The sequence below is a fragment of the Natrinema salinisoli genome (assembly GCF_020405205.1).
In the GTDB taxonomy this organism is placed as follows: Archaea; Halobacteriota; Halobacteria; order Halobacteriales; family Natrialbaceae; genus Natrinema; species Natrinema salinisoli.
The window spans coordinates 3880093-3900981 of record NZ_CP084469.1; the positions used below are offsets into that span (position 1 = coordinate 3880093).

The 20889-nt window shown below is 65.4% G+C and carries 25 protein-coding genes and 1 tRNA gene; 19 read left to right on the top strand and 7 right to left on the bottom strand.

Features of this window, described 5'->3' with window-relative positions; translation table 11 throughout:
• The first annotated feature begins 115 nt into the window (after positions 1-115).
• The 10 genes from LDB05_RS19290 (at position 116) to LDB05_RS19335 (ending at position 10671) form a co-directional block, all read left to right on the top strand.
• Positions 116-760: a DUF7344 domain-containing protein gene (locus tag LDB05_RS19290; RefSeq protein WP_226005596.1), complete on the top strand. Its 645-nt coding sequence runs from the start codon at positions 116-118 to the stop codon at positions 758-760.
• 111 nt (positions 761-871) lie between these two features.
• Positions 872-1441 (top strand): hypoxanthine/guanine phosphoribosyltransferase, encoded by a 570-nt coding sequence (hpt, locus tag LDB05_RS19295; RefSeq protein WP_226005597.1) that lies wholly within the window; start codon positions 872-874, stop codon positions 1439-1441.
• A gap of 194 nt (positions 1442-1635) precedes the next feature.
• Entirely contained in the window at positions 1636-3276 is a 1641-nt protein-coding gene (locus LDB05_RS19300; RefSeq protein WP_226005598.1) for an ABC transporter substrate-binding protein, read from the top strand.
• A gap of 12 nt (positions 3277-3288) precedes the next feature.
• Positions 3289-4236 carry an ABC transporter permease gene (locus LDB05_RS19305; protein WP_226005599.1) on the top strand — a complete coding sequence of 316 codons (948 nt, stop codon included), beginning with the start codon at positions 3289-3291 and terminating at the stop codon, positions 4234-4236.
• 3 nt (positions 4237-4239) lie between these two features.
• Positions 4240-5361: an ABC transporter permease gene (locus tag LDB05_RS19310; RefSeq protein ID WP_226005600.1), complete on the top strand. Its 1122-nt coding sequence runs from the start codon at positions 4240-4242 to the stop codon at positions 5359-5361.
• The gene (locus tag LDB05_RS19315; RefSeq protein WP_226005601.1) at positions 5361-6455 is read left to right on the top strand and encodes an ABC transporter ATP-binding protein; all 1095 of its coding nucleotides are present in this window, start codon (positions 5361-5363) and stop codon (positions 6453-6455) included. Before LDB05_RS19310 ends, LDB05_RS19315 begins: the two co-directional genes overlap by 1 nt.
• Positions 6452-7774 (top strand): ABC transporter ATP-binding protein, encoded by a 1323-nt coding sequence (locus tag LDB05_RS19320; RefSeq protein ID WP_226005602.1) that lies wholly within the window; start codon positions 6452-6454, stop codon positions 7772-7774. Before LDB05_RS19315 ends, LDB05_RS19320 begins: the two co-directional genes overlap by 4 nt.
• 7 nt (positions 7775-7781) lie before the next feature.
• Complete coding sequence (locus LDB05_RS19325) at positions 7782-8312, top strand: DUF7974 family protein (RefSeq protein WP_226005603.1); 531 nt, start codon at positions 7782-7784, stop codon at positions 8310-8312.
• Between the two features lie 189 nt (positions 8313-8501).
• Positions 8502-9869 carry an alpha/beta fold hydrolase gene (locus tag LDB05_RS19330; RefSeq protein ID WP_226005604.1) on the top strand — a complete coding sequence of 456 codons (1368 nt, stop codon included), beginning with the start codon at positions 8502-8504 and terminating at the stop codon, positions 9867-9869.
• A 13-nt stretch (positions 9870-9882) separates the two neighbouring features.
• On the top strand, positions 9883-10671 hold the full coding sequence (locus tag LDB05_RS19335; protein WP_226005605.1) for an acetoacetate decarboxylase family protein: 789 nt from the start codon (positions 9883-9885) through the stop codon (positions 10669-10671).
• A gap of 273 nt (positions 10672-10944) precedes the next feature.
• Here LDB05_RS19335 and LDB05_RS19340 read toward each other — a convergent pair.
• From LDB05_RS19340 to LDB05_RS19350, 3 genes are all read right to left on the bottom strand, one after another.
• Positions 10945-11019, bottom strand: a tRNA-Met gene (locus tag LDB05_RS19340).
• Positions 11020-11079: 60 nt separating this feature from the next.
• The gene (locus tag LDB05_RS19345) at positions 11080-11532 is read right to left on the bottom strand and encodes a GtrA family protein (RefSeq protein ID WP_226005606.1); all 453 of its coding nucleotides are present in this window, start codon (positions 11530-11532) and stop codon (positions 11080-11082) included.
• A 279-nt stretch (positions 11533-11811) separates the two neighbouring features.
• Entirely contained in the window at positions 11812-12090 is a 279-nt protein-coding gene (locus LDB05_RS19350; protein ID WP_226005607.1) for an HAH_0734 family protein, read from the bottom strand.
• A 240-nt stretch (positions 12091-12330) separates the two neighbouring features.
• Between LDB05_RS19350 and LDB05_RS19355 the strand changes: the two genes are divergently transcribed.
• The 5 genes from LDB05_RS19355 to LDB05_RS19375 are packed head-to-tail and all read left to right on the top strand — an operon-like array spanning position 12331 to position 14541.
• The gene (locus LDB05_RS19355; RefSeq protein ID WP_226005608.1) at positions 12331-12612 is read left to right on the top strand and encodes a 50S ribosomal protein L44e; all 282 of its coding nucleotides are present in this window, start codon (positions 12331-12333) and stop codon (positions 12610-12612) included.
• A 5-nt stretch (positions 12613-12617) separates the two neighbouring features.
• Positions 12618-12791, top strand: a complete 174-nt coding sequence (locus LDB05_RS19360; RefSeq protein ID WP_097378458.1) for a 30S ribosomal protein S27e — start codon at positions 12618-12620, stop codon at positions 12789-12791.
• Entirely contained in the window at positions 12788-13588 is an 801-nt protein-coding gene (locus LDB05_RS19365; RefSeq protein WP_226005609.1) for a translation initiation factor IF-2 subunit alpha, read from the top strand. The genes LDB05_RS19360 and LDB05_RS19365 overlap by 4 nt, the downstream gene beginning before the upstream one ends.
• The gene (locus tag LDB05_RS19370; protein ID WP_226005610.1) at positions 13588-13767 is read left to right on the top strand and encodes an RNA-protein complex protein Nop10; all 180 of its coding nucleotides are present in this window, start codon (positions 13588-13590) and stop codon (positions 13765-13767) included. The genes LDB05_RS19365 and LDB05_RS19370 overlap by 1 nt, the downstream gene beginning before the upstream one ends.
• 6 nt (positions 13768-13773) lie before the next feature.
• Positions 13774-14541, top strand: coding sequence for a proteasome assembly chaperone family protein (locus LDB05_RS19375; RefSeq protein WP_226005611.1), 768 nt, complete (start codon positions 13774-13776; stop codon positions 14539-14541).
• A gap of 129 nt (positions 14542-14670) precedes the next feature.
• On the opposite strand, the gene LDB05_RS19380 is transcribed toward LDB05_RS19375, so the two are convergent.
• On the bottom strand, positions 14671-15450 hold the full coding sequence (locus LDB05_RS19380) for a DUF7839 domain-containing protein (protein WP_226005612.1): 780 nt from the start codon (positions 15448-15450) through the stop codon (positions 14671-14673).
• A 130-nt stretch (positions 15451-15580) separates the two neighbouring features.
• Between LDB05_RS19380 and artA the strand changes: the two genes are divergently transcribed.
• A complete protein-coding gene (gene artA / locus LDB05_RS19385; protein ID WP_226005613.1) occupies positions 15581-16627 on the top strand; it encodes an archaeosortase A in 1047 nt (348 codons plus the stop codon).
• Complete coding sequence (locus tag LDB05_RS19390; RefSeq protein WP_226005614.1) at positions 16624-17340, top strand: metallophosphoesterase; 717 nt, start codon at positions 16624-16626, stop codon at positions 17338-17340. The genes artA and LDB05_RS19390 overlap by 4 nt, the downstream gene beginning before the upstream one ends.
• A gap of 40 nt (positions 17341-17380) precedes the next feature.
• Here the strand turns inward: LDB05_RS19390 and LDB05_RS19395 are convergent, their stop codons facing one another.
• The 3 genes from LDB05_RS19395 to LDB05_RS19405 all read right to left on the bottom strand — a co-directional run bounded on the left by LDB05_RS19395 (position 17381) and on the right by LDB05_RS19405 (position 19333).
• Positions 17381-17569 carry a hypothetical protein gene (locus LDB05_RS19395; RefSeq protein WP_226005615.1) on the bottom strand — a complete coding sequence of 63 codons (189 nt, stop codon included), beginning with the start codon at positions 17567-17569 and terminating at the stop codon, positions 17381-17383.
• 156 nt (positions 17570-17725) lie between these two features.
• Complete coding sequence (locus LDB05_RS19400; protein WP_226005616.1) at positions 17726-19036, bottom strand: NAD(P)/FAD-dependent oxidoreductase; 1311 nt, start codon at positions 19034-19036, stop codon at positions 17726-17728.
• 159 nt (positions 19037-19195) lie between these two features.
• Positions 19196-19333 carry a transporter gene (locus tag LDB05_RS19405; RefSeq protein ID WP_226005617.1) on the bottom strand — a complete coding sequence of 46 codons (138 nt, stop codon included), beginning with the start codon at positions 19331-19333 and terminating at the stop codon, positions 19196-19198.
• A 139-nt stretch (positions 19334-19472) separates the two neighbouring features.
• On the opposite strand from LDB05_RS19405, the gene LDB05_RS19410 reads away from it, so the two are divergent.
• Positions 19473-20267 carry an N-acyl homoserine lactonase family protein gene (locus tag LDB05_RS19410; protein WP_226005618.1) on the top strand — a complete coding sequence of 265 codons (795 nt, stop codon included), beginning with the start codon at positions 19473-19475 and terminating at the stop codon, positions 20265-20267.
• A 102-nt stretch (positions 20268-20369) separates the two neighbouring features.
• On the top strand, positions 20370-20846 hold the full coding sequence (locus LDB05_RS19415) for an acyl-CoA thioesterase (RefSeq protein WP_226005619.1): 477 nt from the start codon (positions 20370-20372) through the stop codon (positions 20844-20846).
• Positions 20847-20889: the final 43 nt, after the last annotated feature.

The following is a 20889-nucleotide window of genomic DNA, read 5'->3' on the forward strand; positions in this document are numbered from 1 at the left end:
TCCAGCTGCGAGTTCGTCAGGAGAGTTATATGGGTGGGGTTCATTCGACCGAAATAATGAGTTTCCGATCGAGTCTAGAAACTACCCTCTTATCGGAGCGATCCGGGACCACGCGGTGATCTCCGTGGCGCAACAACAGCGCGCCGCCGACGACGGCACCGATCCCGACGGCGCCGACCCCGACCCCGAGGAGGACGTCGACGGCTCGGCCGAGTCGCTCCCCAAAGGCGAGATCTTCGAACTCCTCCGGAACCAGCGGCGCCGCTACGTCTTGCAGTTTCTCAAGCAGGACGATCGACCGGTCGAGCTCGGCGACCTGGCCCAACAGATCGCCGCCTGGGAGTACGACACGACGCTCGAGGGGGTCACCCCCGAACAGCGAAAACGGGTGTACACGACGCTCCAGCAGACGCACCTCCCGAAGATGGATACGGCCGGGATCCTCCGGTTCGACTCCGACCGGGGCGTCATCGAGGCGACCGACCGAACGCGGGACATCAGCGTCTACCTCGAGATCGTTCCCGGCCGAGAGTTCGCGTGGCGGGAACTGTACCTCTCCCTCGGCGCGATCAGCTGTGCACTGGTCGCCGCCCTGTGGCTGGAAATTTATCCGCTGGCGGTCGTTTCGAACCTGACCTGGATGGCCGTTATCGCGGCCACGTTCACGGTCACCGCAGCCGCCCACATTTATCACGAACGGAACATGCGCCTCGGCCACGGCGATCAGCCGCCCGAACTCAGTTACGGCACCGACAAGTAGCGCTACCGGCGGTCTGCCGCCGACCTGACGCGACGACTGCGACGCGGTGGCATTGCTCAGTCGACTCGATCGTATCGTCAACTTTTACTCCGCTACCGTCCCACCCACGACATGGATCAGCTAAAGCAGTCCCTCCTCGAGGCTCCGATCATCGAGAAGAACGGCTATCACTACTTCGTACACCCGATCAGTGACGGCGTGCCGAAACTCGACCCCACCCTCTTGCGCGAGATCGTCATCCGAATCATCCGGAAGGCGCAACTCGACGACGTCGATCGGATCGTTACCCCGGCGGCCATGGGCATTCACATCTCCACCGCCGTCTCGCTGATGACCGACATCCCGCTGACGGTCATCCGAAAGCGCCAGTACGGCCTCGACGACGAGGTCGAGATCTCCCAGAAGACGGGCTACTCCGAGAACGAGATGTACATCAACGACGTGCGCGAGGGCGAGCGCGTGCTCGTGCTCGACGACGTTCTCTCGACCGGCGGGACGCTCGCCGCGGTGCTCGCAGCGCTCGACGAGATCGGCGCGGAAGTCATCGACACGGTCGCGGTCATCAAGAAGGTGGGCGGCGAGAACAAGGTCGACGACGCGGGATACGACGTCAAGACGCTGATCAACGTCGACGTCGTCGACGGCGAGGTCGTCATCGTCGACGAGGAAGGCGATCAGTAACCGGATCGACGACGGCTTCGCTGTCGGCTCGCGTTTTCGCCAACCGTCGGTTATTGCCGTTGGTGAAACAGCTATACGCGTCGGGAGCCGAGAGCCGGATACGACGATGGGTGGGGAGGAGACACCCATGCGGAAGGGCGGATCGGAGATACCCATCACAAGGAATATGTTATTTCAATGTAAACTTTACCACGATGGCGGGGAATAGCGGTGGCCGGGACGGGGGCCGCCTACGGCGGCGCTCGCTACTCGAGGGGGTAGGAGCGCTCGGAGTCACCGGGCTGGCTGGCTGTATCCGCAGCAACAGCATCGAAGCCGACGGTCCGGCCGAAGAGTTGATTCAGGAGGGGTTCGAGGCGACGGAAATCGAACCGCCGTTCGAAACGACCATCGCGATCACCGAGGGCACCGAACGGAGCCGATTCGCGGAACTCCTCGAAGTCGCGCTCGAGGACACCGGCTTCTTCGACGTCTCGATTTCGGAATACAAGTGGACGACCTACCTCGAGCGCTTGACCACGGCGGCCGACGACGGTGAGAATGCCCTCTTTATCGTCAGCTGGACCGGTGGCTGGGATCCCGACGACTACGTTAACATGTTGTTTCACTCGGACAATCACACGCCCGACGGGCTCAACGTCAACCACTACGCCAGCGACACCGTCGACGACTACATCGACGACGGGCTCGAGGAAACGGAGCTCGACGAGCGGGTCGATATCTACCGGCAGCTACAGGAACACCTGGTCGCCGATTCCCCAGTCTCGTTCGTCCGCGTGAGCGAAGCGTCGCACGTCTGGAACGCCGACGCGATTAGCGGCTGGCAGGCGTACCCGCTCGAGTCGGGAACGTACAACGCGGTATACGCTCCCTGGGCGGGCGTCTATACGGATCTCGACGGCGACGAGTTCGTCGGCGATCTCGGAAGCGATATCTCGACCACCGACCCGGTTTCGATGAACGATACGGCCTCGAGTCAGGCGACCCAACTCGTCTACGAGGGCCTCACGGGGGTAGACTTCGACGGCGCGGTCCAGCCGGTCCTGGCCGACGAGTGGGAGCGGCTCGACCCGATGACCTACCGGTTTACCCTCAGAGACGGCGTGCAGTTCCACAACGGCGAGGAGCTGACCGCCGACCACGTCAAACGATCGTTCGAACGGTACGAGGGCACCCCTCGAGAGTCCGACGTCTACGACTGGTACGAGACCATCGATATCGTCGACGACCGTACGATCGACATTCACTGCTGGCGGGAGTACGGCCCCTTCGAAAAACGGTTGTTCGACCTTCCGATCGTCCCGATGGCGGCCATCGACGGCGACCGCGACCTCGAGTCGGAACCGATCGGAACCGGCCCCTACCGGTTCGCCGACTACCAATCCGGCAATCACTGGCGGCTCGAACGGTTCGACGACTACTGGTTCGGCGGCTCGGAGGCAGTCCCCGCGACGCCACCGGCCGAGACGGTGCGGCTCGAGATCATCACCGAAGCTGCGTCCCGGCAGGGCGCACTCGACGTCGGCGATATCGACTTCAGTTCCGGCGTTCCGTCTGCGAGTCTGTCCGACCTGGCGGCCGACGACGCGTACGGCGTCGATCGCCGGATCGGCGGCGGATTCGATATGGTGATCTATCCGCTCTACCACGGCCCGTTTACCAACGAGCTTGTCCGCCGGGGGTGTAACATGCTGATTCCCCGTCAAACGATTCTCGAGGACGTGTATCACGGTCTCGGGCAACCGGCGTACGTCCCGATCTCGCCGCTCCTCGAGGACTACACGGACGAAGCGTTCGAAGAGCGAATCGCCGAAACGTACGTTCAGCCGACCTGACCTGGATCACCAATGTCGCTGGGTCGATACGTTCTCACGCGAGTGCTGGTCACGGTTCCAGTCCTGCTCGGCGTCACCGCGCTCACGTTCTCGTTTCTCCACGTGCTCCCGGGCGACCCGATCGACGTGATCGTCGGCTTTCGGACCGTCAGTCCCGCGACCGAGGCGTCGATCCGAGCCGAGTACCACCTCGACGAGCCGCTGTGGAAACAGTACCTGCTGTGGTTGCGGGACGCGATCGCGCTCGAATTCGGGCGCTCGCCGATCTCCGGCCGGAGCGTCACGGCGACGATCGGTCGGCGACTTCCCGCGACGGTCGCACTCGGCGGGGCGGCGTGGCTCCTCGCGCTCGCGATCGGCGTGCCGGCCGGGATCGTCGCTGCGGTCAAGCGGGGCGAGCCGGCCGACGAACTCACTCGGCTCGGGGCACTCGCCGGGATCGCGACGCCGAACTTCTGGCTCGGCCTGATCCTGTTGTTGGTGTTCAGCGTCCGGCTGGGCTGGTTCCGCGTCATTCCGCCGGACGCACCGCTGGCGAGTCTCGCGATGGCGAAGTTCATGATCCTGCCGACGATCACGCTTGGGACGGCCTCGGCCGCACTCGTCACGCGACTGTTGCGATCCTCGATGCGGCAGGAACTCGACGCGCCCTACGTCAGGACGGCCCGCGCGAAGGGGCTCCGCGAGCGGACGGTGATCCTGAAACACGTCCTGCGGAACTCCCTGTTGCCGGTCGTGACCGTCGCCGGCCTCCAGCTGGCGTTTCTGGTCGACGGCGCCGTCGTCGTCGAACAGATCTTCTCGTGGCCGGGCATGGGGCGGCTGCTGGTTCGGTCCATCCTGCAGCGAGACTACCCCGTCATCCAGGCCGCCGTCCTGGTCATCGGCGTCTCGATCGTCCTCGCGAACCTGCTCGTCGACATCGTCTACGCGCTCCTCGACCCACGAATTCGATACTAACGAATGAGCGACCGACATCCCACTACCGAACGCGGCCGGATTCGCATCGTCGGCTTCGACGAGCCGGAATCGGACGACCGCGACGGTGACTCGCAGGCCTCGAGTACTCCAACGGGGGAGGCGAGCACCGAGACCGAACCGCGTTCGCCGACGGCAGCGGCGGCGACGGAGACGACGGCGGAGGGACCGGACAGACGGCGACTCGAGGACGCCGTCCGCCGGTTCCGTCGCAACCGAACGGCGATGCTGGGAGTGACAGTCATCGCCGTCATGGCGGTGCTCGCGATCTTCGCACGACCGATCGAGGTTTCGACGGCTGAGTATACGATCACGCTCCAGCCGTTCGCGCTGGCTCCGCACGATCCCCACGAGCCGTTCGTCGGCGCGGCGAACGCCCCGCCCTCCTGGGACCACCCGTTCGGAACCGACTGGGCCGGGCGAGATCAGTTCGCCCGGGTGCTCGTCGGCGGCCGCTACACCCTGAGCATCGGCCTCGTCGCGGTCCTGCTCGCGCTGTGCGTCGGGGTTCCCCTCGGCGCAGTCGCGGGCTATTTCGGCGGCCGGATCGACGAACTCGTCATGCGCATCGTCGACGTGCTGTACGCCTTTCCGTTCCTGGTCCTCGCGATCGCGATCGTCCCGATCCTCGATCCGATCCCGATCCCGGGGCGGGGGTTCTGGGAGGTGGTTCTCGCACTCACCGTTACCGGCTGGATCGGCTACGCGAGACTGTTACGCGGCGAGATCCTCTCGATTCGCGAGCGCGAATACGTGACGGCTGCGACCGCGCTCGGCGTCCCCGATCGGACGATCATCCGGCGACACGTCGTTCCGAACGCGATCGCACCCGTCGTCGTCCAAGCCACGCTCAACGTCGGCACGGTCGTTCTCGCGGCGGCGGCGCTCGGCTTCCTCGGGCTCGGCCTCGAACCCGGCAGCGCGGAGTGGGGTGCGATGCTGTCGCGCGGTCGCGACTCGCTCCTGCAGGGCCACTGGCACGTCACCGTCTTCCCCGGGCTCGCGATCTTCCTGTTCGTGCTGGCGATCAACCTGGTCGGCGACGGGATCAACGACGCGATCGATCCCCGCGAGGACGCGAGCGACGACCGGAGGCGGATGCGCTGATGGCGCTGCTCGAGGTCGAGGATCTGGTCGTCCAGTTCTACACCGACGACGGCGTCGTCCGGGCGGTCGACGGCATCAGCTACGAGATCCGCGCGGGCGAGACGGTCGGGCTGGTCGGCGAGAGCGGGGCGGGCAAGAGCGTCGCCAGCCTCGCGCTCCTCCGCCTGATCCGGTCACCCGGTGAGATCGTCAGCGGGGCGATCCGGTTCGACGGCCGGAACCTCCTCGAGTGCTCGGATCGCGAACTCAGGGAACTCCGGGGGAACGACATCGCGATGGTGTTTCAGGACGCCGACGCGGCGCTCAATCCCGTCTACTCCGTCGGCGAACAGATCGCCGAAGCAGTGCGCGCCCACGAAGACGTCACCGACGACGCCGCCCGCGACCGGGCGATCGCGCTCCTCGAGCGGGTCGGAATCCCGGAGCCGGCGACGCGCTACGCCGATTACCCGCACGAGTTCTCCGGCGGGATGCAACAGCGGGTCGTGATCGCCATGGCGCTGGCCTGCGACCCAGCGCTGCTCGTCTGTGACGAGCCGACGACGGGGCTCGACGTCACCGTTCAGGCCGGCGTCCTCGAGTTGCTCGCGGACCTCGCTCGGGAGTCCGAGACGGCGATCCAGCTCGTCACCCACGACCTCGGGATCGTCGCGGAGCTGTGCGATCGGGTCCTGGTCCAGTACGCCGGCGAGATCGTCGAGCGCGCACCGGTCGAGGAGCTCTACTACGATCCCAAGCATCCCTACACCGTCGGACTGCTTGCCTCGATCCCCCGGCTCGGTGCCGACAGCGATCGCCTCGCGACCGTTCCCGGAACGACGCCGAGCCTCGTCGACCCGCCGACCGGCTGTCGATTTCACCCCCGCTGTCCCTATGCCGAGCCGGCGTGTGCCAGACGTCACCCGCGGCTCGTCGAGACGGACTCGGAGACGCCGGCGGCCGACGCGGGTCCCGAGTCACACCTCGCGGCCTGCCTCGAGTACACCGGCGACCTCGAGGACGGTCTGGACTACGAGGTACAGGTACGGGACGAGACGGGCGGCGAGTATCACGAACGGGAGCGGGAACGGACCGAGCGAGGTGAGCCGGAGTGACGACGGTCGACGACGAGCCCCTGATCCGGGCGGCGGGCCTCGAGAAGCACTACACCACCGCCGACGGCTTCCTCGATCGGCTCCTCGGGCGCGCGGAGACGGTTCGAGCGGTCGACGGCGTCGACCTCGAAATCCGCGCGGGCGAGACCCTCGGACTGGTCGGCGAGAGCGGCTGCGGCAAGACGACGCTCGGCCGAACGCTCGTCCGGTTGCTCGAGCCGACTGCCGGCACGATCACCTACCGGGGAACCGAGGTGACGGGCTGCTCCCGGTCGCGACTCCGGGAGCTTCGGACCGAGATCCAGTACGTCTTCCAGAACCCGATGGCCAGTCTCAACCCGCAGTTGACGGTCGCCGATATCGTCGGGGAAGCCCTCGAGGTTCACGATATCGTGCCCGCCGAGCGACGCGACGAGCGCGTTCGGGAACTGCTCGAAACGGTCGGACTGCAGGCCGGACACGCGAGCCGGTACCCCCGCGAGTTTTCGGGCGGCCAGCGCCAGCGAGTCGCCATCGCTCGCGCGCTCGCCGTCGAACCGAATTTTATCGTCTGTGACGAGCCCGTCTCCGCGCTCGACGTCTCGGTACAGGCGCGGATCCTCAACCTGCTGTCCGACCTGCAGGACGAGTTCGACCTCTCCTATCTGTTCATCGCCCACGATCTCTCGGTGGTCGAGCACGTCGCCGATCGGGTGGCGGTGATGTATCTCGGGGAGATCGTCGAAACCGGAACGACCGCCGAGGTCTTCGACGCCCCGTCACACCCCTACACTGAGGCGCTGCTGTCGGCCATCCCCGAACCCGACCCCTGCTGGGAGGGCGACCGGATCGTCCTCGAGGGAGACGTGCCCTCACCGACCGATCCCCCCTCGGGCTGTCGGTTCCACACGCGCTGTCCGAAGGTCGTTCCGCCCGCGGAATACGACCTGACGGACGATTCGTTCCGTGCTATTATGCGACTCCGAACCCGACTCGCGAAGGCGGACGCCGACGCGGAGCCCGAGACACTCCTCCCGCGATCCGACGACTCCGAACCCGTCGGTGACGGAATCCGGGAAGTCCACGGGATTCCCCACCACCTGCGCGATCCGGACGCGGACGCCGCTCTCTCGGACGCGCTCGAGGCCGCCGCTGCCGGCGATCTCGAGGCCGCACGGGACCGGCTCGCGTCGGCGTTCGAGACGCCCTGCGAGACGGTCGAGCCGAAATTGACCGACGGAACGGCACAGCATCCGATCGCCTGCCACCGGTTCGACGAGCGGTTCGCGGGCGACGCCGAAGCAGCCGTCGACGACATCTCATCCAATAGAACCGACTGAACACCCAATGAAACGAATCTACGACTCCGCCGCGCTCGAGCGGACTGACGACGATCCGTTCGCGCCGGAGCGTTCGGGAGGAGACGACGGCGGTTCGCGAGCGATCGACTGGGCGGCGTTCAGCCACGCGTTCGCGCCGACGGTGGTGCGCCACCGCGCGATCGACGTCAGCATCTCGACCGACAAACGACGGTACGCGCCCGGCGAACCGGTCGAGATAACCGTCGAGTTTCGCAACCGGATCCCGTTCCCGGTCCGAATCCGAACGGACTCGCCGGAGCGCTGGCACTGGGCCGTCGACGGCCATCGCAACGCCTCGCAGGTTCCGCGAGCGGTTCCCGATCGGCCCGCCGCCTTCTCCTTCGCTCGAAACGAGTGCAAGCGCTTCCGTCGCCGGTGGCCACAGCGCGTGCAGGTCGCGGACGACGAGTGGGAACCCGTCGACCCGGGCAGCTACGCGATCGACGTGCGAGTCACTCGTGACGATGCGAGCGATCGAGGGCTCGCTGCTCGTACCGCGATCGAGATCGTGGATTGAGAGTCCGTCGTCCCGGAGTCGTCCTCTTCTCGGGCACGGAACGGCTCCGAGTATCGTTTCGTTCGTCCGACGCTACTCGCTCCGTTGGGACCCGATCCCCGTCCGTTTCGGCATCGTGTGCGCCGCTCGTTCAGATAACGATCATAGTTAGCATACCACACTAATAGGCTGGATGATGGAGTGCGACGTATGGCAGATCGAACGCTGGCCAGCGAGGCGTGGTGGAGCGAGTATCGAGACGTCGTGAACGCGGACCCGGAGATGACTCAGCACGGTCGCGACGCGTTCGACGAGGACTTCCTCGTCGGGATCGGTGACGAGCACTTCCTGCTCGAGATGCACGATGGCGAGGTACAGGACGTCCGGACGCCGGGACTGGACGACGCGTGGTCGTTCGGCGTCGTCGGGCCGCGCGAGGCGTGGGAGGAGTTCGTCAGCGAGGTTCCGGCGGCCCACCACAACGAGGTGTTCGCCTCCTTCTACCGGACCGCGGTCAAGGGCGAGGAGGGCTACTTCGACCTGATCGGCAACCACAAGAAGATCTTCCAGAACTTTCGAGGATTCCAGCGCGCGCTCGACCTGATGCGGACGGCCCACAACGGCGGCGAACCGCGCACTGAAGGCACCCATCGGCCGCGGGAAGCGACGGACGAGCCCATCACGGGCCAGTACGTCACGATCGATCTCGACGGGGTCGACCACCGCATCTACTACGAAGCGGCCGGCCCGGCGGACGGCATCCCGCTCCTCTGCCAGCACACGGCCGGGTGTAACAACCAGCAGTGGCGGCACGTGCTGAACGACCCCGAGATAACCGAGCACTTCCGGGTCGTCGCCTACGACCTGCCACGCCACGGGAAGTCAGTTCCACCGTCGAGCGAATCGTGGTGGGCCGACCAGTACGACCTCACCGCCGAGCGGTTCACCGATACTATCGTCTCGATCGCCGACGCCCTCGAGCTCGAGGACCCCGTGTTCATCGGCTCGAGCATGGGCGGGACGATCACGCTCGAACTCGCGGATTGGCACGCCGACCGGTTCCGGGCGTTGATCGGCCTCGAGGCGGGCCTGTTCACGCCCGGATTCTACATCCAGTGGCTCGACCACCCGCACGTCAACGCGAACGACGTCAACTCCCACGCGACGTGGGGGCTGATGGCTCCCCACGGGCCGGAGTGGGCGCGCCGCGAAACGCTGTACCTGTACGAACAAGGAGCCAACGGCGTCCTCAAGGGCGATCTCCACTACTACTCGATGGACCACGATTACAGCGAGACCGCCGACCAGATCGACGCCACACAGGTCCGGATGTACCTCATGAACGGCGAGTACGATTACCTGACTAACCCCGCCGCCGCCCGCGAGGCCGCCGCGGCGATCGGCGACGGCGCGACCGCCCACGAGATGAAGGCGACCGGCCACTTCCCGATGAGCGAGCGTCCGGAGCTGTTCCGGGCCTACCTCGAGCCGGTCCTCGACGATATCCGCGGCGTCCGAGACGAGCCGATCACCGAGGTCTTCGCGCCCGAAGATTTCGGCGTGGAAGCGAACAAGTAACACTGCCACAGCCATGAGCGATCACCAGTTCACCCCCGAGACGTACACCGGAATGCCCGAGGGAACGGCCGTCTCGCCGCCCCAGCTGATCAAGAACGCGCGCATGCTCATCGTCGGCTACGAGGCCGATCCCGACGTGCTCGCGGACGCACTGCCGCCCGGGCTCGAGCCCCACCCGAACACCCTCGTCCAGCTGAACACGTATCGGGTGCCGTCGGCCGAGCGAACGAGTCACCTCGAGCCGTACACGCTCACCTACCTGACAGTGGAAGTCGCGGACCACGACAGCCGCGCGATCAGCACTGCTCAAGGCGAGATGCCCGTTCCCGGCCGCTTCTGGGTCGGCTACTGGACCGATTCCCCGCAGATGCGAACGTTCACCCGCGAGGCCGGCGGGATCCCGAGTCTCGCCGGGTCGTGTGAGTGGGACGAAGCCGGCGGACAATTGATCTCGACGCTCTCGGTCGACGGTGACCCGGTTCTCGAGGCCGAAGCGACCGTCGGTGACCAGCAAATCGACACGCTCACCGGCCACCTCAACTATTATGCGCACCGCCAGTTCCCGGATCCTGCGGGGGGCCGAGCGCAGGTCAGCGAACTCCTCGAGTTCCCGATCCCCTTCGTCAGCGAGCTGTACGAGGCCGAGGTCGATCGCATCGACTTCGAGTTCCCCGAGGAGTCGCCGTTCCAGCGCTTCGCCCCGGTCGAACCGCTTTCGACGCCGTCGGTTCTCCACGGGACGGTCACGTTCACGTACCCGCAGGGGCGCCGGATCCGGGACTACCTCGCTGCGGACTCGTAAGACGCCTCTCTCACTCCTTTCGTGGCCTCATTGGACGGACAGGGCTGCAGCTGCTATCGAGACGTGCCTCGGAAGTGTCCGAGAAGGAGAGTTGCTATGGCCAGCGCTCTCGAGTTAGTTTACACCAGAACAAAGCGGGAGGTAGATTTGAACCACGCCGTCACCCTCACTACGTTCGGGTGCCGTCTGGTTCAAATCTACTCGACACTATTTTCAGGGATTCAGCACTCACTCCTCGCCATGCCCGTCGTTCGTCGTTGAATCCCTGAAAAGTAGCGGGAGGTAGATTTGAACTACCGATCTGCGGGTTATGAGCCCGCCGGAATCTCCTGGCTATCCCATCCCGCTATCACTTCATACCCGAGTGCCCTAGTTAAGGGTTGTGATTCGGTAGCCGTATGCGGGTTTCTACCGCTGGTCCTGATACACCTGCCAGGTGTAAAGGCACTCACAGATGTAGTTGACGAAGAACCCGGCTCCGATACCGATCACGTTCGCCAGCATGAGTCCGACGCCGAAGTGCCCGGTCAGCACCATTAATACTACCAGCGTCACCAGCAACCCGCCGAAGCGGACCACGTTCGAGAGCATGAATCGGCGCCACAGCGCTCGCAGTCCGCCCTCGCCGTAGCTCGCGAACGTCCACTGTTCGTTGATCACGAAGATGACTGCAATACCGAGCTCCCAGGAGAGGAGCTTTGAGACGACCGTTCCGAGGGACATAGCCTCGACCAGGAATACGAGCGCAGCAGTGTCGATGGCCGCACCGAAGGTCCCGACCCCGACGTACAGTCCGACCCGCGTCGTCGAGCACAGCGCACGAACCCGCGTTCGGATCGTCTCTGGGAGGGAGTTACTCATCGTCGTCTCCGTCCTCGAGCCTACCGGTCACTGCCGACGGCACCACTTTCGGTCTTACGATTACTGCATGGATAGTTGGAACGCGATCGTGGAATACGCTCCCCTCCAGTCCCCCTGTCCCGAGCATTCGTCAATATTCTTCCAGCAGAGAACCATAAAGATTCGGACAAGAGTTGGACGAGTGAAATGAAGCGACCGACGACCCACGTCAGTGGTCTCCGAAACTACCGCCCAGAACCGAGCGCGGCGTCCGGCCTCCGTTATCGACCGACGAGAATACTAGATCGCGAGATCGCTCTTCGGGCGGATGACCTCGACGTCCTCGGCGTCGACGCGATCGACGTCGAGGAAGTGTGGCGTGAAGTTTCGCTTCTCGTAGTCCTCGTACTCGTCCTCGGACCCGACGGTACACCAGAGCTGGACGCGATCGGGCCCGTGGTACTCGCCGTTTCTGTTGATCCCGAAGCAGACCACCTCCGATTCCGCCTCGTCTCCCTCGTATCGGATGATGGCCCCGTTCCGAATGCCGGGATCCCCGTGGATGATAAGCTGCTTCATGGCCCTGACTTCACAGGAGAGCGGATTAAACGCTTCGGAGACCCGTCGCCTCGAGCATCCCGGCGACCGCCTGCGGACGCCAGTACGCGCACGAGCAGACGGCGTCACTGATCGCGGTCCGACGGTTTCGGACGTGAGCGACTCGAGCGAGCCGTCATTTTCCCGTACGGTGACCGGGACGGCCGGCTATCAAACGCTTTTTAAACGGCGCTATCTTAGCCCACGGCAAGTGAGATAACCATGCAGATGCCACGCCGATTCAATACGTACTGTCCGTTCTGTAACGAGCACCACGAACACGAAGTCGAGAAGTCCCGAACGGGCCGTTCCTCCGGCATGAAATGGGACGCTCGCCGTACCCGACGCAACAGCTCGACCATCGGGAACTCCGGTCGCTTCTCGAAAGTGCCCGGCGGCGAAAAGCCGACCAAGAAGACCGACCTCAAGTACCGCTGCAGCGAATGCGGCAAGGCCCACCTCCGCGAGGGATGGCGCGCCGGCCGACTCGAGTTCCAGGAGTGATACCAATGGCAGGAAATTTCTACAGCGTTCGATGCAGTGATTGCGAGAACGAACAGACCGTCTTCGGCAAGGCCTCCTCGGAGGTCGCCTGTGCCGTCTGCGGGACGACGCTCGTGCGACCGACCGGCGGCAAAGCCGAGATCGAACACGAGATCCTCGAAACAGTCGAGTCACGATGAAGTACAGCGGCTGGCCCGATCCCGGCGAACTCGTCGTCGGCAAGATCGACGAAATCGAGGACTTCGGCGTCTTCGTCGATCTCGAGGAGTACGAGGACAAGCGCGGTCTGATCCACATCTCCGAAGTCGCGAGCGGCTGGATCAAGAACGTCCGTGATCACGTCCGTGAGGGCCAGATCGCCGTCTGCAAGGTCCTCGACGTCGACGAGAGCTCGCAGCAGATCGATCTCTCGCTGAAGGACGTCAACGACCACCAGCGCTCCGACAAGATCCAGGACTGGAAAAACGAGCAGAAGGCCGACAACTGGATGGAGCTGGCCTTCGGCGAGGAGATGGAGGACGAGGTCTACACCGCCATCGCCAACGAACTGATCGCCATCCACGGCGGGCTCTACGAGGGCTTCAAGCAGGCCGCGATCCACGGTGAGGAGGCACTCGAGGACACCGATCTCGACGACGACGAGATCGAAGCGATCGTCGACACGGCCCGCGAGAACGTCTCGGTGCCCTACGTCAACGTCACCGGCTACGTCGACCTCGAGAACCCCACCGACAGCGGCGTCGACGGGATCCGCGAGGCACTCGAAGCGGCCGAAGGCAACGGCGAAGTCCCCGAGGAAGTCGATCTCGAGGTGAGCTACGTCGGCGCACCCGAGTATCGAATCAAAGTGCAGGCGCCCAACTACAAGACCGCCGAGTCCCAGCTCGAGGAGAGCGCACAGCGAGCGGTCGCCGCGATCGAAGGCCACGGTGGCTCCGGGCAGTACCACCGCGAGCGCCGCACCGACGACGAATAATGAAATCCGACATCCGGGTGTGTTCGGCGTGGCGCGAGGCCCACGACGGCCCGGTGTATACGCTTTCTGACACCTGTCCCGACTGCGGTGCCGAAACGGCGAACAGCGCCCCGGCACCGTTCGATCCGACCGATCCGCACGGCGAGTACCGACGCGCTCTTAAACGTCGCAACCGCTGATACGGTATGGACGAACTCGAGATCGACGCAGTCGCCGAGGTCGAACTGGACGACCCCGTCCTCGTCGAGGGGTTGCCAGGAGTCGGACACGTCGGCACCCTCGCCGTCGAGCACCTGCTTGAGGAACTCGAGGGCGAAAGCACGCTCGTACGTCGGATTTACTCCCGTGAGTTCCCGCCGCAGGTAAGCGTCGAGGACGGCGTCTCGAAGCTGACCTGTGCGGAAATTCACGCCGTCGAGGGGTCCGACGGTCGCGATCTCCTCTTGTTGACAGGCGATCATCAGGCTCAGAGTAACGACGGGCACTACACGCTGACCGACGCCTTCCTCGACGTCGCCGAGGAGTTCGGCGCGAGCGAGGTGTACGCGCTCGGCGGCGTCCCGACCGGCGAGCTCATCGACGAGTACGCCGTCGTCGGGGCCGTCAGCGACGAGTCGCTGCTCGAGCGCCTCGAGGACGCGGGCGTCGAGTTCCGCGAGGACGAGCCCGCCGGCGGCATCGTCGGGGTCTCCGGCCTCCTGCTGGGACTGGGCGAGCGCCGCGGGTTCGAGGCCAGCTGTCTGATGGGCGAGACCAGCGGCTACCTCGTCGACCCGAAGAGCGCTCGGGCCGTCCTCGAGGTCCTCGAGGACGTGCTCGGATTCGACCTCGAGTACGAGTCTCTGGACGAGCGAGCCGACGAGATGGAGGAGGTCATCGGCAAGATTCAGGAGATGGAGCAACAACAGCAGATGGACGTGCCGACCGACGACGACCTGCGCTACATCGGCTGAGGGAGGGACGGCGTCGCTGCCGTCGGCTCGATCGATGTGGGTTCTATCCGTTCTGACTCTTTCTGGGAAGCGGCCGCTATCGGTCGCAGAACGATGAACCGAGTAGCTGGTCGATCGCGGTCGGCTGACTCACCCCTCGAGTACTTCGTAGGAAACGTCTGCGTCCCGGAGCGCGTCGGTCACTCGGCCGACGGCGTCGGTCGTGGCGACGGCGGTCACCTCGAGGCCGTGATTCGCGGCGTCCGCCGCGACGTCGCCGACGGCGAAGGTCACGTCGGGATCGGTGCCTGCTTGTCGACAGGCGACGACGGCCTCGACGCCGGCGGCGACGACGACGTCGGCGTCGTCGCAGGCATCGGTGACGGTCTCGTCGTCGATCCCGCGGCTCCCGCCGGTGCGGATCGACGGCACCTGCAAAACGGTGACGGAGCCGGGCTCGAGTTCCATGACGCCCTCGAAGCTGGTGACGCCGACGTCGGTGCCGGCCTCGGCGTCGGTCGTCGCGATACCGGTCGCCGGCCCCTCGGTGTCCGGGGTGGCGTGGAGGAGGCCGTCTTTGACCGTCAGCGAGACGGTCTCGCCCTCTTCGATGTCGGCGGTCGCGATGTAGGCGTCCTCGCTCATCGCGCCCAGCACGTCGCCGGTGACGTGATCCGCGAACCGGCGGACGTCGTCCGCGGCTCTGAAGAGCCAGTCGACGCCTTCGCGGGTGACGCGATACCGCGACCGGCCTTCCTTCTCGACGAGGCCGTCGTCGACGAGCTCGCGGATGTACTCGCTGACGGCCTGGCTCGTGACGCCGACTTCCCCGGCGATCTCCCCCTGGCTGACCGCGGGCTGGCGCTCCGCGATCTGGACGAGGATCCGAAATCGCGTCGCGGCCCGCTTGTTATCGAGGACGTCGACCATATGGTAGCCTTTTCGCGAGCGATGCAAAAAGGTACGCGGTCGTCGGATCGTCGCTCGCGGGTCCTCGAGTCAGTCGCTCGGTCCGAGGCGTCAAGTTGATAGCGTGAGAGTCCTTCGGATTTACGTGAGTATGCCGGCCCTACCAGCGACGACTGCGGTGAGCATTGGTTCGATCCCGCTCGGGGACGTGCTGGCCTGGACAGCGATCGCTGCGTTCGTCGTCGCGATGATCCTCGAGTGGCTCGACGCCGCCGACCCGGCACGGTATCTCGCCGCAGCGGCGTGGGTCGTCTTCGGCGTCTTCTGGCTGACGATGGTTCCCCACTACTACCTCGAGGTCAAGAGCCCGATTCAGACGCTCCTGACGCTGGCGGCGCTGCCGCTGTGTGTCTACGCCGGGTATCTGCTCGTGCAGGGCCGCGAGTCGCTACTGCTGCTTTCGAAGGCGATCGCGTTCATGGGGTTGATCTACCTGCCCGCCGAGACGATTCCGTTCGTCAAAACCTGGCTGATCGAGACGACCGCCAGGCAGACCCATTTCGGGATGGAACTGATGGGGCACAGTCCGGGCATCGAGGAAGGGTCGAACGGGTACCAGAGCCGCTTCGCGTTCGATCCCGACGTCACGGTGACCGGGCGGACGACCTACATCATCATGTCCTGTACCGGTATCGGCAGTATGGCGATCTTCGGCGGGCTCATCTCCGCGGTCAAAGCCCCGCTCAAGCGGAAGGTGGCGGCCTTCGCGATCGCCGTCGGCGTTATCTGGTTCCTCAATCTCGTCCGGAACGTCTTCATCGGGATCGCCTCGCCGTGGGGCTGGTTCCAACAGGACATCCTCGTGCATATCGCCACTGAATTCATGGGGGCACCCGCCGACCGGACGTCCTACATCGTCGCCCACAACTTCGTCGCCCAGTCGCTGTCGATCATCGCCCTGCTGGGAATCACCTATCTCGTCGTCCGCATCCTGCCCGAAGTCCTCGACCCCCTCGAGGAGGTGCTGTTCATCCTGACGGGCACGGAGTACGATCTGTCGGACGCGCTCGGTGAGGAGATGCGGGCCGACGGCGGAACGTCGACGTCGGCTGCGTCGGCGTCGGAATCGACCGCGGAGTCGGGCACCAGCGGCGAGCCCGACGCGGTGCCGGCCTCCGAGACCGACTCCGAGCGATGACCGCCACCGACGTCGAGATCGACGTTCCGTTTTCACTCCACGACCGTGCCGTCTTCGTTCCCGCCGCCGAGACGCTCGTCCTCGCGGACGTCCACCTCGGCAAAGCGGCCGCCTCGCGCGTCGACGCGCCGATCGACGACGGGATCGACGTCGTCGACCGCCTCGATGGCCTCCTCGCCGAGCTCGAGCCGGCCACCGTCGTCGTCGCCGGGGATCTCTTGCACTCGTTTTCGCGGCTCCCGCGCGGGGTCGAGCGGGACGTGGCTCGACTCGTCGAGACCGTCGACGAGAGCGGTGCCGACCTGATCGTCACGCCCGGCAACCACGATACGATGCTCGAGGAGGTATTCGACGGCGACGCGAGCGACGAGTACGCGCTGGCCGACGGCTGGGTGGTCTGCCACGGGCACGAGCCCCCCGAGACGACGGCCGAGCGCTACATCGTGGGCCACGACCACCCCGCCCTGTCGATCGAGGGCCGCAAACTGCCGTGTTTCCTCTACGGACCGGACAGCTACGAGGGTGCGGACGTACTCGTGCTCCCGGCGTTTACGCGGCTCGCTGCCGGATCGACGGTCAACGGGATGCACAGTCGCGACTTCCAGACGCCGCTCGTCCGGACCGCCGACGCGTTCCACCCCGCCGTCGTCGACGACTCGAGCGGCGAGACGCTGTGGTTCCCGCCGCTGGGCGAGTGTCGGCAGTTACTGTAATCACGGACCGCCCCCGCGGGCGCGAGCGCGGGACGGCCGACTACGCGGGAAGTGGAGCGTGGTATTCGATGCCGGCCGCCCGTGCGAAGACGAACAGATTTCTGAAGAAGTCACTGAACAGGATCAGCAAAACCGCAGCGATGATGATCAGAGAGAGGAAACTAAAGAAGATGATCGCCGCCTGTCGCCCGGTCAGCGACGTCCCCTCGAGGAGTTCGTCCATGGCCATAGCCGTTCTCTCTCCGTGGTCCGGCTAACGAGGCCCGCGGAATTAGTATTTGTCCGCTATTCGTCTCACTGTCATCGTATCGAGACAGTACTGCCGACTCCCCGCGACGGCACACGGAATCGCTCGACTCGAGGGATATCGGCTAGCCGCGACGACTCAGCGCGACAGATCGTCGATCACGGCTTTCGCCGCCACTTGACCGCTTTCCATCGCACCCTGAATCGACGACCACTGCGTGTAATCGCCCGCCAGATAGACGGGACCCGAGGGAGCGCGAGCGTCGGGGAGCCGGTCGTGGATCCCCGGCGGCTGTTCGAACTGTGCGAACGGCACCCGCTCGGTGTGGAGCGTCTCGAGTTCGTCGAACCGCCCGTCGGGATACCACGACTCGAGGGTCCGTCGCGTTCGGTCTGCCAGCGCCGCGTCGTCGTCTTCAGGGTTTCCGAGATAGGTCGCGCTGAGCAGGGTCGCGTCGTCGGGGGCGTACTCGGGCGCGACCGTGCTGTGCGGGACGACGTGGTTCGGCCCCTTCTCGCTCGCGTTCAACAGGAGACGACGGCCGGTCTCGAGGTCGAGGTCGGCAGGGCCGGCGTAGTACTGCGTGACGCAGCGCCGCGCGTCCGTGGGGACCGAGGACACGTCGGTGAGTTCTCGTGCCGCCGGCGGATCGGTCGCGACGACGACCGCATCGGCCTCGACGGTCCCGTCGTCGGTCTCGACCGTGACGGGCGCGTCAGTAGCAGGGTCGGCCGCGCTCGAGTTACCGCCGGCCGTCGCGACCGACTCGACCGTAACGCCCGTCTCGATCGTTCCGCCGGTCTCGCGAACGCGGGCGGCCAGTTGGGACGGGATCGCTTCCATGCCGGCGGCGGGAACCGCTATTTCGCCCGCAGCGAGGGTTCGGAACGTGTACTCGAAAACGCGTCTGGAGGTTGCCAGCGATCGATCGAGCGTGATGCCGCCGTAGAACGGGGCGACGAACCCCTCGATGAAGGCCGTCGAAAAGCCGCGATCCCGGAAGAACTCGTCGATCCGCTCGTCGCTGCCCGTGAATATCTCGTCCGGATCGGTTCGCCGGATCCCCAGCCAGAGCCGGGCGACTCGGAGCGCGTCGCCGACGGACACGTACGAGCTGGTCAGCGTCGACGGAATCGTCCCCGGTTCCCGAAGCGGGTCCGCGAGCGTCGACCGGCCGTCTTCACCGGCGATCGTCGCGCCCGGCGCGAACCGGCGCAGGTCCAGCGCCTCGAGATCGAGTTCCCGTTTCACGGCCGGATAGGCGGTGAAGAGGACCTGAAAGCCGCGATCGAACCGAAACCCGTCTCGCTCGATGGTTCTGACCCGACCGCCGACCGTCTCGTTGCGTTCTACCAGCGTCGCGTCCACGCCGCCGGCGGCGAGGTGGCGGGTGGCGACGAGTCCGGCTAACCCGCCGCCGGCGACGACGACCTGCGGAGTCGAGGACATAGGCGAACGTCCGGGCGGCGGCGAATAAAATCGTCGACCAAACAGTGCAGGTGAAACACGGCGCTCGAGGAGGGCATGACTGAAATGGGCACCGAGGAACTGAGTCTCCGAGCGCGTTACTGCTCGGATTTTTGGTTGCCGGTACCCAGCGATACTCGGTCACTTATCGGTCAGGAGGCGGAGCAAAACCCCGACGACGATGACTGCGAAGCCGCCGACCGCGGTCGCGACGGGGGGAATCGGGAACACGAGCATCACCACGCCGGCGAGGATGACGAGGGTCGAGAGTTTGACCATACCGCCCAGTCGATGGGACGAAGGGTAGTGCTATGGCAAGCATTCACAGTACCGACCCCCCTCTCGATCCCACGGTCCGGATATTGAATACGTCACTATTTCCCACACGTATTAAGCGCTCGGCGGCCGTGTTCGGCCCATGGTCGACGCGACGCTCACACCGATCGATCGCGGCACGGTCACCAGCGACGTCAACAATATCATCGAGGGATACGTTCGCGGCACCGCCGACGATCCGAACCCCGAGACGATGATGGGCGACGGCCCCGTCTACAACGTCGTCATCGATCACCCCGAGGCGACGATCCTCTGGGACACCGGCTCCCATCCCGATGCCGATTCGGGTCACTGGCCGGACGACCTCTACGCCACCTTCGAGCACACCGACCTCCGGCCGCTCGAGGACGACCTCGCCGACGCCGGCTACGAGCTCGGGGACATCGATGCCGTGATCCAAAGTCACCTCCACCTCGACCACGCCGGCGGCCTCTACGCGTTCGAGGGGACCGAGACGCCGATTTTCGTCCACGAGGCGGAACTGAAACACGCCTACTATAGCGTCACGACCGACGAAGGCGACGACGCCTACGTCCGCGGCGACTTCGATCGCGACCTCGCGTGGGAAATCGTTCACCGCGACCGCCGGCAGCTCTTCGACGGCCTCGAGCTCGTCCACTTCCCCGGTCACACGCCCGGCTTGCTGGGCGTAAAACTCGACCTCGACGACGTCGGCACGGTGATCCTCGCCGGCGATCAGGCCTACACGCGGGCGAACTACGAACACGGACTCCCGATGGGCGGCACCCTCCTCTGGAGCAAGCGGGACTGGCTCGAGAGCCTGCGGACGCTCGAGGACCTCGAGCGCCGCCACGACGCCCGCGTGATCTGCGGTCACGCCGCGGAGGATCTCGAGGCGATGCGGGAGGGACTATAGCCCGGGCCCGGCGCTCCTACGCGCTTCGACTGGTTCGGTGCTTCGGGCCTGCCCGCTTGCCGTGGCCGGTACGGTTTTGAACGTTGCGACGGCGTAGCTGATATGGAAACTCACGAGACGAACGGGTCCGATCAAGACTCCGACGGGCCCGCATTCCAGCCCGTCTTCGAGAACCGCGTCCGGTTCGCCGAAACCGACCAGCAAGGCATCGTCTTCTACGGCGAGTACTTCACGTTTCAGGACGAGGCCGTCTCGGCCTTCCTCCGGGCGGTCGACTACGGCTACGATCGAATGGTCGAGGACGGCTGGCAGATCCACGTCGTCAACACGGAACTGAACTACCGCACCGGGGCCGAATTCGAGGACGTGGTCGTCAACGAGTTGCGAGTCAGCGATATCGGATCGGCCAGCCTCGAGTACGAGTACCGGGCGAAGCGAAAGCGCGACGACGAGATCCTGGCGGAGGGAACCGTCACGCAGGTCGCCGTCGACCTCGAGACCGAAGAGCCGACGCGAATCCCCGACGAGTTCCGGGACGCCGTCGCGTCGTTCCAGGGCGGGCTCGAGACGGCCGAATAGGGCACCGATGTCCGTCTCCGGCGACGAGCGCCGTCGCTATACG